Origin of the sequence: Vibrio sp. 10N.247.311.51 (genome assembly GCF_041467855.1) — a bacterium.
Classification (GTDB): domain Bacteria; phylum Pseudomonadota; class Gammaproteobacteria; order Enterobacterales; family Vibrionaceae; genus Vibrio; species Vibrio coralliirubri.
Map to the genome: position 1 here is coordinate 1 of NZ_JBFSVK010000008.1, position 15,445 is coordinate 15,445.

The 15,445-nt window shown below is 42.4% G+C and carries 17 protein-coding genes; 12 read left to right on the forward strand and 5 right to left on the reverse strand.

What is annotated here, in order from left to right; genetic code table 11:
* Window positions 1-137 precede the first annotated feature (137 nt).
* Window positions 138-350 (reverse strand): VF530 family DNA-binding protein, encoded by a 213-nt coding sequence (locus AB6E85_RS09265; RefSeq protein ID WP_012604684.1) that lies wholly within the window; start codon window positions 348-350, stop codon window positions 138-140.
* A 45-nt stretch (window positions 351-395) separates the two neighbouring features.
* Window positions 396-1,346: a LysR substrate-binding domain-containing protein gene (locus AB6E85_RS09270; protein WP_372142388.1), complete on the reverse strand. Its 951-nt coding sequence runs from the start codon at window positions 1,344-1,346 to the stop codon at window positions 396-398.
* A 103-nt stretch (window positions 1,347-1,449) separates the two neighbouring features.
* Here AB6E85_RS09270 and AB6E85_RS09275 point away from each other — a divergent pair, with 103 nt between their 5' ends.
* Window positions 1,450-1,656 carry a DUF1127 domain-containing protein gene (locus AB6E85_RS09275; RefSeq protein WP_372142389.1) on the forward strand — a complete coding sequence of 69 codons (207 nt, stop codon included), beginning with the start codon at window positions 1,450-1,452 and terminating at the stop codon, window positions 1,654-1,656.
* 130 nt (window positions 1,657-1,786) lie between these two features.
* Here AB6E85_RS09275 and AB6E85_RS09280 read toward each other — a convergent pair whose 3' ends face one another.
* From AB6E85_RS09280 to AB6E85_RS09290, 3 genes are all read right to left on the reverse strand, one after another.
* On the reverse strand, window positions 1,787-2,692 hold the full coding sequence (locus AB6E85_RS09280; RefSeq protein ID WP_372142391.1) for a LysR substrate-binding domain-containing protein: 906 nt from the start codon (window positions 2,690-2,692) through the stop codon (window positions 1,787-1,789).
* A gap of 338 nt (window positions 2,693-3,030) precedes the next feature.
* On the reverse strand, window positions 3,031-4,719 hold the full coding sequence (locus AB6E85_RS09285; protein ID WP_059020099.1) for an AMP-binding protein: 1,689 nt from the start codon (window positions 4,717-4,719) through the stop codon (window positions 3,031-3,033).
* Window positions 4,720-4,802: 83 nt separating this feature from the next.
* Window positions 4,803-5,546 carry a helix-turn-helix domain-containing protein gene (locus AB6E85_RS09290; RefSeq protein WP_372142392.1) on the reverse strand — a complete coding sequence of 248 codons (744 nt, stop codon included), beginning with the start codon at window positions 5,544-5,546 and terminating at the stop codon, window positions 4,803-4,805.
* Between the two features lie 194 nt (window positions 5,547-5,740).
* Here AB6E85_RS09290 and AB6E85_RS09295 point away from each other — a divergent pair, with 194 nt between their 5' ends.
* From AB6E85_RS09295 to AB6E85_RS09345, 11 genes are all read left to right on the forward strand, one after another.
* Window positions 5,741-5,923 (forward strand): Flp family type IVb pilin, encoded by a 183-nt coding sequence (locus AB6E85_RS09295; RefSeq protein WP_248639267.1) that lies wholly within the window; start codon window positions 5,741-5,743, stop codon window positions 5,921-5,923.
* A gap of 195 nt (window positions 5,924-6,118) precedes the next feature.
* The gene (locus AB6E85_RS09300) at window positions 6,119-6,649 is read left to right on the forward strand and encodes a prepilin peptidase (RefSeq protein ID WP_372142394.1); all 531 of its coding nucleotides are present in this window, start codon (window positions 6,119-6,121) and stop codon (window positions 6,647-6,649) included.
* Window positions 6,650-6,686: 37 nt separating this feature from the next.
* Window positions 6,687-8,036: an AAA family ATPase gene (locus tag AB6E85_RS09305; protein WP_372142396.1), complete on the forward strand. Its 1,350-nt coding sequence runs from the start codon at window positions 6,687-6,689 to the stop codon at window positions 8,034-8,036.
* The gene (gene cpaB / locus AB6E85_RS09310) at window positions 8,029-8,778 is read left to right on the forward strand and encodes a Flp pilus assembly protein CpaB (protein ID WP_048605624.1); all 750 of its coding nucleotides are present in this window, start codon (window positions 8,029-8,031) and stop codon (window positions 8,776-8,778) included. Before AB6E85_RS09305 ends, cpaB begins: the two co-directional genes overlap by 8 nt.
* A gap of 8 nt (window positions 8,779-8,786) precedes the next feature.
* Window positions 8,787-10,241, forward strand: coding sequence for a type II and III secretion system protein family protein (locus AB6E85_RS09315; protein ID WP_048605622.1), 1,455 nt, complete (start codon window positions 8,787-8,789; stop codon window positions 10,239-10,241).
* Window positions 10,204-10,500: a hypothetical protein gene (locus AB6E85_RS09320; RefSeq protein ID WP_170930205.1), complete on the forward strand. Its 297-nt coding sequence runs from the start codon at window positions 10,204-10,206 to the stop codon at window positions 10,498-10,500. Before AB6E85_RS09315 ends, AB6E85_RS09320 begins: the two co-directional genes overlap by 38 nt.
* 16 nt (window positions 10,501-10,516) lie before the next feature.
* Window positions 10,517-11,785, forward strand: coding sequence for a TadE/TadG family type IV pilus assembly protein (locus tag AB6E85_RS09325; protein WP_248639274.1), 1,269 nt, complete (start codon window positions 10,517-10,519; stop codon window positions 11,783-11,785).
* 2 nt (window positions 11,786-11,787) lie between these two features.
* A complete protein-coding gene (locus AB6E85_RS09330) occupies window positions 11,788-12,216 on the forward strand; it encodes a TadE/TadG family type IV pilus assembly protein (protein WP_248639276.1) in 429 nt (142 codons plus the stop codon).
* Window positions 12,216-12,713, forward strand: a complete 498-nt coding sequence (locus AB6E85_RS09335; protein ID WP_372142399.1) for a TadE/TadG family type IV pilus assembly protein — start codon at window positions 12,216-12,218, stop codon at window positions 12,711-12,713. Before AB6E85_RS09330 ends, AB6E85_RS09335 begins: the two co-directional genes overlap by 1 nt.
* 24 nt (window positions 12,714-12,737) lie before the next feature.
* Window positions 12,738-13,958 (forward strand): AAA family ATPase, encoded by a 1,221-nt coding sequence (locus tag AB6E85_RS09340; protein ID WP_248639280.1) that lies wholly within the window; start codon window positions 12,738-12,740, stop codon window positions 13,956-13,958.
* A 33-nt stretch (window positions 13,959-13,991) separates the two neighbouring features.
* Window positions 13,992-15,440, forward strand: coding sequence for a CpaF family protein (locus AB6E85_RS09345; protein ID WP_248639282.1), 1,449 nt, complete (start codon window positions 13,992-13,994; stop codon window positions 15,438-15,440).
* Window positions 15,441-15,445 lie beyond the last annotated feature (5 nt).

Consider the following 15,445-nt stretch of genomic DNA (forward strand, 5'->3'; position numbering starts at 1 on the left):
GAGATGCGAGATGCGAGATGCGAGATGCGAGATGCGAGATGCGAGATGCGAGATGTGATATTGATATGGCCCCTAAAAAGTAGACACAGGGGTTGTCCCGTATTTAATCAACACGGGACTGATAAAACAGGGAGAGACTAACGCTTTAAGTCGATGTAAATCTGCTCTACCTTGGTACGAGCCCAATCCGTTTTACGCAAAAACTTTAAGCTCGATTTAATGCTCGGGTCTTTTTTAAAGCAGTTGATGTTCACCATGTAACTCAATTCTTCCCAACCGTAATGTTCAACCAATTCAGTCAGTAGCTTCTGTAGAGTGATACCGTGAAGTGGATTATTGTCTTGTGTCATGAGATGTTCTCGCCATTTATTTGAGTTAAGTATACCAGTTTCGCTTTATGAATTATCCGACCATTTGAGTTCGTAATCGGTGTGGATAATCGAAAGCTCTTCTCTACCTGTATCACCAAACAATTTAACCTGAGCCTGCATCCATTCTTCGAAACGTTTTATCTTTTCTCGATGAAAGTAACCTGGAGGCGCACACAAAAAGTAATTGTATTTAGGCTTTAGCGCGATGTTTCCGATTCGCACCAATTTCTTTTCTTGTAAATAGCGGTATACCAAGCTGTGCTTAACAAGCGCGACACCTTGAACGGATAGTGCACCTTCTAACACAAAATGAGAGCCATCAAATTGCAATGATGTGCGGCCAGCTTTTACTCCTGCGACTTGTAACCAGAGATTCCAATCCATATCAGGCCAACGGTCTTCAATCAGTTCCGCTTTATGCAGATCGTCGATGTCATATATACCGTGTTTCTCCTGATAGATAGGGTGACAAACCGGGTAAATGACCTCGTCCATCAACCAGCGTGATTCGATGTTAGGGTAATTTCCATGACCATATCGAACACAGATATCGACATTAGAATCTTCAAATGTGACTAGCTTATTGGTCGGCTCAATTAACATAGATAGATCAGGGTGGCGATCGCGAAAGTCGCCAATTCTCGGTACAAGCCAATGCTGAGCAAAGGAAGGCACGGTAGAGATCGACAGCTGAGTCGGGTTAGGGTCTTGGTTGATGCGCCTCACCCCATCTTGAATATGGGCAAAGCCTTTCTTCGCTTGCAGGTAAAGTACTTCGCCTTCATGGGTTAATACTATTTTTCGGTGCTGGCGAATAAACAGATCTGCGCCTAACCACTCTTCAAGTTGGCGAATTTGCTGGCTGACTGCTGCAGCCGTAACAAATAGCTTTTGTGCGGCGAGTTTAAAACTGCCTGTTTCTGCCGCCGTGTAAAAGTAATAGATCCCTTGGAATGGTGGAGTTCGTTCTCTCACATTAGTTTTCCTTAACTGAATGCCAGTATCTATCGTTTGTCGATGTTGCTCTATTGGTCGATTATTGACCATAACAAAGCAAAAGATCAACAGGAGAAAGGCTATGAATACGATCACAGCAACAGCAAATACCAACCATTCATTTTTGTCATCATTATCAATTAAGAAATTCTATTCTAAATTAGGCCTGTACTTTCAAAATCGTAGAACCAGAAAGCAGCTGTCTGAGCTACCCGATTATTTACTGAGAGATGTCGGGATTACGTCGGAACAAGTCGAGAAAGAACTGAAGAAGTCATTTTGGGAGTGATTCGAGGCAACGTAGCTTTTAACTCGACGTTGCTTTAACTCAACATAGTTTTGTCGGTGTCGGGAGGTTTACGTTACCGTTCTATGTTGAGTTAGGTTTATGGTTTATATAAAGAAGTGGGAGATGAGATCTAATTCTCCAATAGCTCGTTTACTTCTTCATGCAACCAATTGGTGAACGCAGTAATACGCCCTTCTCTCGGGGAGTTAGGATCAAAGCATAGGTTGACTTGAACCCCAGGTGTCATGCCTATATCAAAGGGCTTCACTAGCAAGCCGCGTTCAATGAAGTCACCAGCTAAGCTGTCTGTTGCCAAGCAAACCCCATGTCCCGCCATGACCGTGGTTAACCCCATATCAAAGGTGCCTACTTCCATCCACTGAATAGTGCTGCTTTGAGTCGATATGTTTGCTTGCCTAAACCATTCCTCCCACGGGAAACAACCGCTATCAAACTGAATCAGCCAACATTTGAGGAGTTGTTCGGGTGATGTGAAGTTCAAAGAGTTTGCGAGTTCAGGGGAACAAAAAGGGTAAACCGGTTCGTTGATTAGCATCTCAAGAGTCAAGCCTTCTTCAACGCATAGATCTTCGCCCTGCAGAATAGCCACATCAATCTCACCATGTTTTAAATTTGGGGTATCAGACCCTGTGAGCACCTTAATTGGGATTTCTGGGTGCTTTACCGAGAACTTCCATAGCCTAGGTAGTAACCAACGAGAAGCAAAAGAAGGGGGACTTCTAACAACAAGCAGCCCTTGAATAGGTTCTGATTGGATCTTGTTTAACCCCAGCAGAACCTCTTGAAACCCATCAGAGACATGTCTAAAAAGTGTGTCCCCTTCATGCGTCAAAGTCATTGCACGCCCCTTACGAATAAAGAGCTTACATCCAACCTGTTCTTCTAACTGTCGAATCTTCTGGCTGACGGCTGCTTGAGTGACGAACAGCTCTTCAGCCGCTTTGCTGTAATTGCTCAAGCGAGCCGCAACTTCAAAGTAACGGAGACCTGAAAGGTGACGCAGTATATTGTCCATAATCTCAGCTTATAGTTATTGTTAATAATGGTTGTTCGATTATCGAACAGGTTGTTTTCATAATAGCGATAAATAAACAGGGAATACAAGAGAGAGAACATGAAAGCAATAACCTGTTGGGTCGGTATATTTGTTACTCAGGTACTTAAAATCAATGATAATACTAAGGTGAGGAAGGCGACTAAATCTAGACAATTTGTTTGCTTGGAATCGTTAAGTCATCGAATGAGAAAGGATGTTGGCTTAGATTACGAGAGTAGTGATGCTGCGGATTATACTAAGTACTTATAATCAGAGCTTACAAAAAAGGAGCCATAATGGCTCCCTCTCGATTTTGATTATTCTTCCCAAACCACCAATTTATCTTTCGGCCAGTTATGACCAACTTCATGGTATTTCTGCTCAAGGATATGTCGCTTGATTTTGAGAGTCGGGGTTAACACGCCATTCTCAATGCTCCATGGCTCCTTAATCATCAATACACCTTTGATTTTCTCATGTGAACCGAGCTGCTCGTTCATTTTCTCGATAACGCGCTTTGTCGTTTTCTCATAGCGAGCTCTATCGAAATTAGGGAAGTCATGCGGTACCACAAGTAGGATTGGACCTGGTAGGCCAAGCCCTATCAAACACATCATTTCTACGCGGCTGTACTCAAACAGTTTGTTTTCGATTGGTACAGGGGCAACAAACTTACCTTTAGCGGTTTTAAAGGTATCTTTCTTACGTCCACGAATCGTTAGGTAACCTTCACTATCGATATCACCGATATCACCGGTATGAAGCCAACCATCCGAGTTAAAAGACTCTTGGGTTGCAATATCATTCTTGTAGTAACCAGAGAATAAGCCTTTGCCTCGAACTAGAATCTCTTCATCTTCAGCTATTTTGAGTTCGATCCCCGGACCTGCATTACCTACCGTACCAATTTTATCGGCTCTGAATGGGTAGTTGAGCGTGCTGTAGGCGAAAGACTCTGTCATGCCCCATGCCTCGGTAATGTGCAGGCCAACACTCTCATACCATGCGAGTAGAGCGGGTGATACGGGTGCAGAACCACAGCCGAGAACACGAGCTTGGTCTAACCCTAAACCATCAGCTAGCTTTTTCTTAATGATGTTGTTGATAAACGGAATCTTAAGTAAGAAGTTCAGTTTCTTCTGTGGCAACTTGTCTTGGATTCGCTGCTGGAACAGAGTCCATAAGCGAGGAACTGAAATAAACAGTGTAGGGCGATGCATTTTCACATCATCAATAAAGGTGTCTAAAGATTCAGGGAAAGCCGTAACCACGCCCCCCATCACTGAAGAACCAAAGATGTAAACGCGTTCTGTAATATGAGCTAGTGGTAGGTAAGAAAACAGGCGATCGCCAGGTTGGATCCCAATATGGTCAATCAATCTTTGAACAGACCAAGTAAACGCGCCGTAGGTGAGCATTGCGCCTTTTGGTAACCCTGATGTACCCGATGTATAAACAAGTGACATCAGCTTATCGTCGTGATGCTGAGGGCGTTTGGTTGATGGTTCATGTGTCTCAATGAGCTGCTCGAAAGTGTGTTGGCACTTCGCTGCGCTGTCGTATGGCAGAGAAATACTCACTAAGCTCGGATTGTCATCAAGTACTTTTTGAGTGGCTTTAGGATCGTCAAGCTTACCCGCAATCACAATTTTACTTTCACTGTGTTCAATACAGTACTGAATGGTATCTGCACCTGCTGTTGGAAAGATTGGGACGCTGACAAAATCTCCTAACATCATCGCAAGATCGCAGATGAACCATTCTGCACAGTTTTTCGATACGAGAGCGACTCGATCGCCAGGTTGGGCTCCGAGTCCTTCTAGTGCTGACGCCAGTTTCAGTGCTTTATCGGCTACTTCTTTATAAGTAAATTCGACAAATTGGCGGTTAATAATCTGTTTCAAATAGACTTCATTTGGGCGTTCTTCTGCCCATTTTAAAATCATGTCATTGGGTGTAGGGAGAGCTGTTGCTTGTTCTTGGCTAAACTCGTTAGGCTGAATCATTGTCTAACTCCATGTTTTTCGCTAAGTTATTTTTGTTAAAATCATGTTAAATGTACCATGATTTTTTCTTTTAGGGAGTAAAATTAGCGTTTTCTGTTATCTGTGCAGGCACGCCTGTAACTTGCTGGGGTTACACCTGTCCTTTTCTTAAAAATTCTCGAAAAATACGACACATCCTTGTATCCACATTGATAGGCAATTACAGCAATTTTTGACTCGGTATCCGCCTCAATCAATTTTTTAGCTAGTAGAACTCTTTTATCACAAACAAAGTCTCTAAAGCTTACCCCAAAGTGTAGATGAAACTTTTTCGAAAAGTAGGTTGTTGAACAATGGCACTTCTCGGCGATCTCCGTTTCTCTGATTTCTTTGTTTATGTTATCCATAACATAGTTAACAACCTCAGAAGTAAACAATTTGGTAGGCAGTTGATTGTTGTTATTTATGTCTCTGTCGAAATCGAAGTGAGGTTCGAAGATATGCTGTGTTTTACGCTTAAGTTCTTCGAATGTACTGGTCAGATGATTACTATTTGTTTCGATAATGAAAAATATATTCTTATGATTTCGAACGATATTAGGTAACTGGTCCGAGCAAATAATGACTATTCGCTTGTTCAAGTTTTCACAAATAGATAATGCCATTGTAAGTAGTTGAAGTTTATCCGGTCTATTCAAGATAAAAAATACCAGTCTGACATCTAAGTTACTGATTATAGATATATCTTGCTTATAATTTTCAATGGGGAAGTAGTGGTTTATTTTATTGATAATAACAGCATTAAATTCACTGTCTTTATCTGATAATAAAGGTGTTACTACTTTCATATAAATACCAACTCTATTTCATATTCAACTTCGAGTTTAAAAATAGATAAATTAAGATGCATAATAATTAGATTAGAAGTACCACAAAAAAGTGCAAGTAAATGGCAAGAAAATCCTAACCTAATATATCTCTCACCTCTAGATTTAGTTTACAGGTAAACAAAGCCTGATACGTAAATCAAGGAGAGGTTCTCATGGATAAGTTTTTGAATAATTGTAAAGAATTCATGAAAGATGAAGAAGGGTTGACTGTTGTCGAATATGTAATCGGTGCAGCATTGTTGGTTCTCGCGATAACAACCGTATTTACAGGTTTAGGCACACAACTTTCAACCAAACTGAATACTATTATTGGAAATATTGGTGATGGTACCTAGTGGCTTCGCGTAACTGTGAAGGATGGCTTCGCTATGAATAGTACAAGCATGACACGGCAAGCAGGGTTGACAACGATTGAGTATGTGATAGGTGCAGCCTCGCTTGTTCTTTTCATTGTATTAGTGTTTTCTGGGATGGGAACAGCTTTAATCAGTAAACTCCAGAACGTTACATCTAGTATATGAGTTGAATATATGATTAATGAGCCTTCAGCTTTTTGGGCATTACTAATTACAGTTTCGGTATGCGATGTTGAGAAACATCGCATACCAAATAAAATATTGATTCTGTTTTTGTTTGTGTATTTTTTATCGATGTTTAACCGTAATTATACCTTTGACTTTTTCTTAATGTCCTTCGTTGGATTCGTGGCGTTTTTTTGTTTTGGATTACTCTTATATTTTTTAAGAGCTATGTCTGCAGGAGATGTGAAGCTATTAGGTATTGTAGGGATGTATCTCGGGTGGGGACAATTACTTGATGCGTCGTACTTTATCTTACTTTCTTCTGGAGTGATCGGGACTTTCTACCTGCTATATAATTTTTCCAACTCGAACAGTCTGAGTATCAAAGGCTATTTTGAAAATAAGCTGATCGTGCTTGGTGGGGTGGTACCAGTATTAGATGAAAGTGCGAGTTTGCACGCTAGGTATTCAAATAAAGTGACGATGCCTTTTGCACCCTCTGTTGTAATGGGATTAGCGATGTATAGCTACTTTACTTAAACCTGTTGTTGGTTAGCTTTGTGGAGAGGAATAATATATGGATATTATAGGGCGTACTGCTCCAACAACTTTGAAGCCTCAAATTTCAGCCCCTACCGTTCCGACATCTCTTGATATGTTGGGTGTTCCTGAAGTCGTTATTGAAAACCTCGTACTCAAGCATTTGTCTGCTTACCCTAAATCGGATGTGTTAGAACTCTCTAATTATATGTGTGTTGTTACCCATATTGTGGAAAGTGCTCTGGCCGTTTTAAGGAAAAAGTCGTTAATTGAGGTATTTCAACCTACTTCAGATCTTTCTCTCTCATCAGCGTCCCATAGCCATGTCCGTTACTCCCTTTCTGAGAAAGGACTGGAAGAAGCTGATCTTGCCTTTAGACGTGATGCTTATTTAGGTCCCGCACCAGTTTCACTTACCCAATACAGTGATGTGGTCAAACAGCAAGACCTGAGAGTAGAGCTAGTCACTAGACCACATGTCGAAGCTGCTCTGGATGATGTATATGGTGTCGACAAAATGATTTCAGTGCTAGGGCCTGCAATCAATTCTGGACGTGCTTTGTTGTTATATGGGCACGCTGGTACTGGTAAAACCTTTGTCGCGAGCCGTATTGTGAATGCTTTGCACACCTCTGTATTTATTCCTTATGCAGTCTATGCATTAGGTAACATTATCAAGGTGTTCTCGGCGCAACATCATAAACCGTTGGATAGTAACGGCAGCGATCAAAGCATTTCCCTCAAAGATCAGTACGACAAGCGTTGGCTTAATTGTGAAAGGCCTAATATTCAGGTTGGGGGAGAGCTCACTATGGATATGCTTGAAGTGAATCATTCAGAGAATAGTCGAGTCTGGTTAGCCCCAGTTCAAATGATGGCAAATAATGGGATCTTTATCATTGATGACCTTGGTCGTCAGCCCATGCCAGTGGATGCGCTTCTTAATCGTTGGATTGTACCGATGGAGTATTCCTTCGACTATTTGTCGTTGCCTAATGGTCAGCAGATAACGATGCCATTTGTATTAACTCTTGCCTTTTCTACCAATCTAAACCCCAAGAAAATAAGCGATCCTGCCTTTTTACGTCGTTTAGGTTACAAGATTGAATTCAAGCCACTTAATCAGCGAGATTATGAAGCTTTATGGATGAGCGTCGTTGCTGATAAAGAGGTAGAGCTTCAAGACGGGTTTTTTGAGCGTTTGTCTCAAATGCACACGCTTCTAAAAGTGCCACTTTTCCCATGTTTACCGAAAGATCTCGTTGGTATAAGCAAAGACATTCTTTCGTTTGAGCAACTCCCACCTGTTATCACATTCGATATTCTTTCCATGGCATGGGAAGTTTATTTTACCTCTGATGGACACGAGGAAGAGAATAATGAATAAGAGTCAAGTTTTCCTACTGTTTTTACTGTCCGTAGTATTCGGCTTAGCGGCTGTATTTTTTGCTAAGCAGTGGATGGATGATCAAGTTCAGCCAACCGTTGAAGTTGAAACGGTCGAGCGTCACCCCGTTGTTGTCGCATCACAAGAAATTGAAGCCGGAACTATTATCGAGGATCAGTTTTTAACCACCAGATTGATGGAAGTTGATTGGATTAATGAAAATAACTATTCGGATAAAGCAGAGCTGATTGGCAAGGTTGTTGCGAATACTGTCTATGCGGGAGAGGTCCTTCACAAGCTACGATTTACTGTACCAGGAGAAGGGTCAACGCTTGCAGCTCTTATCCCTGAGAATAAACGTGCGGTAACGATACGTGTTGATGATGTTATTGGTGTGGCGGGTTTCTTATTACCGGGTAACAAGGTTGATATTCTTAATACGGTTTCTTACGGAAAAAATTCTGCAGCGACTCAAACAGTATTAAAAGACATTAAGGTTTTGGCTGTCGACCAAACGGCTAAAACGAAAGAAAACAGTCCGATTATTGTACGAGCGGTAACACTTGAGATGACGCCGAAAGAGGCAGAGAAACTTCTCACGGCTAAAAGCAAAGGCGATATTCAGCTGACTTTGAGAAACCCACATGAAGTTGAGAAAAAAGTGGTTCGTCGATATGTGCCTAGACCGAGTGTCACTATTATCAAAGGTACAGAAACATCTAATGTGCGCGTCAAGGATTGAGGTGAAATATGAGAATATTAATTGCGTGTGTTTTGAGCCTGATTTGTATTTCGACGGCCAGTGTAGCGGCGTTACAAACGGGAAAAACAGTCACGGTTCCACATCATAAATCTACGCATGTCGTGCTGTCGGGAAAAGCGGCGAAGGTTTCTCTTGGTGATCCTGAAGTTTTAGATATTGTAATTTTAAAATCAAATGAAGTGTTTTTAATTGGTAAAAAATTAGGTGCGACAAACCTAATGGCTTGGGACTCTCGAGGTCGGTTAATTGAGTCTATTAACATTGAGGTTACTCATGATCTTAATAGCCTTAAAGCTAAATTATATGAGTTCCTTCCTGATGAAACTATCGAAGTGCACAGTGCGCAAAACCGTCTATTATTGAGCGGTCAGGTCAGCAACCAACAACAAATGAATGTGGCGATGCGAATCGCAGAAACCTATTCGTCAGGGCAGGCTGCTGACGCATCAAAAGAAAGTGGAAGTGAACAAGCTGCAGCGACAGGTGTTATTAATTTGATGTCGATCGGAGGGGCTCAGCAGGTGATGTTAGAGGTGACGGTTGCTGAGGTTCAAAGAAGCTTGGTAAGAAAGTTTGATGCGAACTTCCATTTCTTCCAAACCAGTGGATCTGACTTCTCTTGGGGGGCGTCTTCAGTCCCTGCTGGTGTGTTAGGTGCGACCCCTATTTTCAATATTCCAACCTCTACTGATTACGGCATTTTAGGTTCTTTCATTGATAGTAATACATTGTTTACTTTCGCACTGGACGTAGCGAAACAAAACGGGGTTGCTAAGGTGTTGGCTGAACCGAACTTAACCGCATTAAGTGGTTCTAAGGCTGAGTTTTTAGCGGGGGGGGAGTTTCCCATTCCGGTGCCTGATGAAGATGGTATTACCATTGAATATAAAGAATATGGTGTAGGTTTAAAGTTCATCCCCACGGTACTCAGTGACAAAAAAATCAACCTAAACTTAGCGGTTGATGTGAGTGAGATTGCCAATAGTAGCTCGTTAACGATTGATCCTGGTACCACCAATGCGACTTATTTTATCCCTCCAATTACCCGAAGAAGTGCATCGTCGACGCTTGAGTTAGCCGACGGTCAAACCATCGGTATTGCGGGGTTGTTGAGTGAGAATGTTAGGGACATCAGTAACAAGATGCCAGGTTTTGGCGATGTGCCGATTTTAGGTCAGCTTTTCAATAGCCAAGAGTACGTATCTGGTGAAACAGAGCTCGTTATTCTTGTTACTCCTCGACTCGCTAAACCTATTGACCGAACGAAAGTGACGTTACCAACTGATGCCTTTGTTGATCCTAATGATTTGGAATATTACTTGTTAGGCCGAAGCGCTTACATCGCTGAACCGTCTGAATCTGATTCAGAACAATCTCAAGCTTCACAGGATATATCACCGACCGATGGTGGTAGCGAAGGCTCATTTGGGCATGATTTATAAGGGGATAGATATGACTAAAATAATGATGATCTTTCTCACAATGTTATTGGTTGGCTGTGCGAACGATGCTCGTTTAGGGCACTCAGTCGCACTAGTGAAAACAGAGCAAACGTATAACCCTAATGCGACCCAAGAGAATTTACTCGAAGTACCTGATGGTACAGGGGAGCGGATGCAGACTGGTTACGACAGATATGTGGGCAGAGGTGAAAATGATCTGTCCGGAAGTAGTAGCCAGATCTTAGAAGATTTTAACTAAATCTGGAGGTACTCATATGTTGTATCGAGTATCACAAAGCCCTAAAAAACAACAAGGCTTAGTTGCGGTGATGATTACTGCTGCCTTGCTGGTTTTTCTTGCTGTCTCAGCGCTAGCTGTAGACATAAACCATATGGTTGTAAATAAAACGCGCTTACAAAATGCAGTCGATTCTGCAGCATTGGCTGCCGCAACCATATTAGACAATAGTAAAGATAAAGACGCGGTAGACGCAGAAGTTGGTACGGCGCTCAATGCCATGGCGGCTTCAACTGGGAATCAAGAAATTGATTTCTCTACTGCTTCTATAAACATTGATTATTCCAATGATCCACAAGACTTTACGGGCACTGCGACGTTCGGTGCAAGTGACGATGTTTATGTGCGAGTTCGCGTGGATGCACTAGAGATGGATGAATTCTTTATTCAACTGTTTGGTCTTGAAAAAGTGGTATCGGCAAGTGCTGTTGCTGGGCCAAGCTCTGGGCAAGAAGTAGTTAATAACGTTGTGCCCATTGGCGTATGTATTGGTGATGGCACTTCGGATAACGATATTGATCCAGAAGATGGCTATCACGATGTGACAGGTGAAGAGATAGTTAATGTATTTGGATATGAAGTCGGAACGGTCCACGCATTGAAGGTGGGTGACAGTAGCTTGTCAGAAATGGGCAACGGTAATTATCACCTATTGGATTTCGGCTCTGGTGGTAAAACAATTAAAGAAGGTTTAGGCGGTAGTTATGACCAGCCAGTCAAAATTGGTGAAGATATCACAACCAAACCTGGTGGTACGGTTGGCCCCACAGGCGATGGTTTGAATACTCGTTTTGGAGATTATGGCGGTGGCTTATCGGCATCCGATTACCCTTCAGATTATGTAACCACAGAACCGACCAATGAAATCACGATTGATGCCGGTACAGGAGATATCGATTCTGACGGAAGTTATACCTATGCTCAATATGAGTCAGATACCAACGCCTGTATAGCAAGTGGCGGTTCTGGGTGTGCATCTAATGGTGTTGCTTGGAGAAGAATTTTGCCCATTCCTATGGTTGATTGCTCAGGTAAAAGTGGCGGTGCAACCGACTTTACCGTACACAAAATAGGCTGTTTTTTCTTGTTGCAAAAAGCACCAACTAACAACTCAGGTACACCAGCCGTTTTTGGTGAGTTTATCCACTCTTGCAGTGTTACTGGTGGTTCTGGTAGTACAACGTCGACAACGGAAGGGACTTATAAGATTGTTCTGTATAAGGACCCCGATAGTGGGGAGTCTTGATCATGACGCAATCTAATCAATTTCAAAAGGGCTTGGCTGCTGTAGAGGTGGTCATCGCGACTCCCATCTTACTGTTTTTTCTGGTCTTAGTTCTGGAGCTTGGCAATATTCTTATTCACTACAATGTTATCTCTAAATCTGTGCAAAATGGCGCTCGTTATGCGGTTAGTGAAGTGTATGGAACCATTGGTGGAACCATCGCACCGACGTCTGAAATTCAGAATGTCGTGGTCTATGGTCAGAACAGCGTAGGAACAGCTGTATTATCTTCACTGACGACATCGGATGTGACTGTAACCCCTCCTTCAGGAGACAGTTATGTACGAGTCAGTGTGACGTATGATTATGTTCCACTCTTCTTGTCTATTCCTTTTTCGAACGAGAGTTTTGCTGTTCCATTAAGTGTGACTTCCGTGATGAGGGTGCTGTGATGATAAGACTTAAAAGACGAACCAAAGGGCTTGCCATTATTGAGTTCACTTTGGTCTCATCATTAATTTTTCTGCTGCTCTTCCTCATTTTAGCGTTAGGTGCCTATATATTTTCGCTGCAAATGGTCAGTGAAGCAACTAGGAAGGCTGCTAGGTTAGCGACGGTCTGTTACGTCTTAGATAGAGATAATATTGCCGGAATGGTGGTGGATGATATTCCTCTTGTTGGGTTTACTAATGCGAACTTAGAAGTGGCTTACTTAGACGCGAGCGGGGTAGAGGTTGCTTCTGATTTTGAAGCGAACTTTGGTGATATTAAATTTGTGCGTGCTAGGGCTACGGGTTATGGCATTCAGCTAATCAGTAACCTAAGCTTTCTAGGAAATAATGGATTTCTAGCCGCTCCTGCGTTTGAAACAATACTGCCAGCAGAAAGTTTGGGAGTGGTGAGGCCTGAAACTGATACTAGCACTAACATACGGAATCGGTGCCTATAAGGCACTTAATACAGGAGTTGATGTATGGGGGAAGCGATTAAAATAACGCCTAATGAAAGTGATAAGGGTATGCCGCGTTTAAAAACAAATCTAAAGGTTTGGTTAGTTTACAGTACTGACACCTTTCATTCGCATATGACCCAAGAGTTAAAAAAATGCCGAAATGTGCACTTGACGTCGTTTTCACTTGCGGCAATGAGTGAGGAATATTTAAAAAGTGCAGATGTTCCAGAGCTTATTTTCGTTGAAGCTCACGGGAATTGGGCGCAAAAAATGGTTGAGTTGCAAGGGTATGATTTGTCTCTAGAAGACAAGGACTTGTCTTTAGTTGTGCTTGGTGATGAAAGTGATAATGGGTCATTAAAAATTGCACTTCGCTTAGGGGCATCAGATTTTTTGTCTCACAATGTGACTCTATCGGACTTACTTCCACTATTGAAGAAAACCGCTTCCGAAAAGCTAGAGAACTCCAGTTACGGAGAGTTTATCTTGTTTTTGAATACCAAAGGAGGAATGGGAGCAACTACCTTGGCGTTAAATACTGCCATTGAGATGGCCACTCAACACCCCAACGAAGTTCTTTTACTCGATATCGACCTTCAATTTGGCGTGATTCCCGACTACTTGAACATAGCACCGACTTACAGTGTTTCTGATGCGATCAACAGTTCTAATGATTTGGATGAAATGTCCTTGGGATCGTTAGTAAATAAACACGAATCAGGTCTCCATGTTCTAAGCTTTAAACATGAAAATAACGCTGATGATTTCGAACAGGCTCAGAAAATTGGCAGATTACTTCCAATTCTGCGTCGTTTCTACCCTTATGTGATCATTGACCTGTCTAGAGGCTTAGACCACGTATTTGCATCAGCAATATCACCAGCGACTAAAGTACTTTTGGTTTTGCAACAGAGCTTAGTGTCAGTAAAAAACACAAGCCGACTAATTAAATCTCTGAAGTTTGAGTACGGCTTACAAAGTGACTCAATAGAGGTCATTCTCAACCGTTATGAAAAGCGACATTCAATTAAGTTGAAAGACATTGAACAAGCCGTGGGCAACCACGACATACACCTTATGCCAAATGATTTTAAAGTCGCGCTAGAGAGTGCCAACTTGGGGCAGCCGTTAGTTCAGTCGAGAAAAAAAAGCTCTATTACTCGCTCTATCATCGACTTATCTCATGTTCTTTCACCACCTGAACAAGAAGAGAAAGGGTGGCTGAAAAAGTTGTTTTCATAATGGGTTGATGAAAAGTAAACACGAGGGATTGTGATGTTCTTTAAACGAAAAAATGTAAATCCAGAGTTTGAAAAAAAAGTAGAACAGATTTCGCATGATTCAGAAGATGCCAATCCTGTTGAACGTTTATCAAGTGTTGAGATGTCCAGTCACTCTCGGACAGAGGCGAGCGTTGAAAAAGAGAAGGCGATTGACGAGGCTCGCAAAGTACTCGAGCAAGAATTATCAATCAAACACTTCTTTCACAAGCAGTTGCTTGAAACGTTAGACTTAGGGTTACTTTCTAGCTTGGAGAAAGAGCGCGCCAAGCTAGATTTGCATGAAGCTATCGTTCAGTTGATGGCTGATGATGGTAGTCATGCACTCAGCGCAGAAGGTCGTAAGCGGGTCATCAAACAGATAGAAGATGAAGTTTTTGGTCTGGGGCCGTTGGAGCCCTTATTAGCTGATCAAACTGTGTCGGATATATTGGTCAACGGCCCTAAAAGTGTTTACGTTGAGCGACGGGGTAAACTCGAAAAAACGCCCTATACTTTTCTTGATGATCGCCATTTAAGAAACATTATTGACCGTATCGTAAGTCAGGTTGGTCGTCGTATCGATGAAGCATCACCTATGGTAGATGCGCGCTTAGTTGATGGTTCCCGTGTTAATGCGATTATCCCGCCTCTCGCACTCGATGGCCCTTCCGTTTCGATCCGTCGCTTTGCTGTCGATCGACTGACGATGGATAACTTAATTGGTTACGACTCAGTCTCGCCTCAAATGGCTAAGTTTGTGGAGGCTGCTGTGAAAGGTGAGCTCAATATATTGATTTCAGGAGGGACGGGGTCAGGGAAAACAACCACACTGAATATCTTTTCTGGTTTCATTCCGCGAGACCAACGAATTATTACCATAGAAGACTCGGCCGAATTACAACTGCAACAACCACATGTTATTCGTCTCGAAACCCGCCCTGCTAACCTAGAAGGGAAGGGAGAAATCAGCCAGCGCGAATTGGTTAAAAATACCTTGCGTATGCGACCAGATCGAATCGTGGTTGGGGAGGTGCGTGGTAGCGAAGCCGTTGACATGCTAGCAGCGATGAATACCGGTCATGATGGTTCACTGGCTACCATTCACGCGAATACCCCCCGTGATGCCTTGAGTCGAGTCGAGAATATGTTCTCGATGGCAGGGTGGAACATATCCACCAAAAACTTACGAGCTCAAATTGCTTCGGCTATCCACCTTGTTGTTCAAATGGAACGCCAAGAAGATGGCAAGCGTCGTATGGTGAGTATCCAAGAGATCAACGGCATGGAAGGTGAGGTGATTACTATGTCGGAAATATTCCGTTTTCAGCGTAAAGGTATTGATGAAGACGGCAATATTATCGGTTATTTCACGGCAACGGGGGTTGTGCCTCAATACCATGACCAGTTAGTCAAACGTGGACTCGACCTGCCTTTCGAGCTCTTTAGTGAGACCAAAGGCTAAGGATA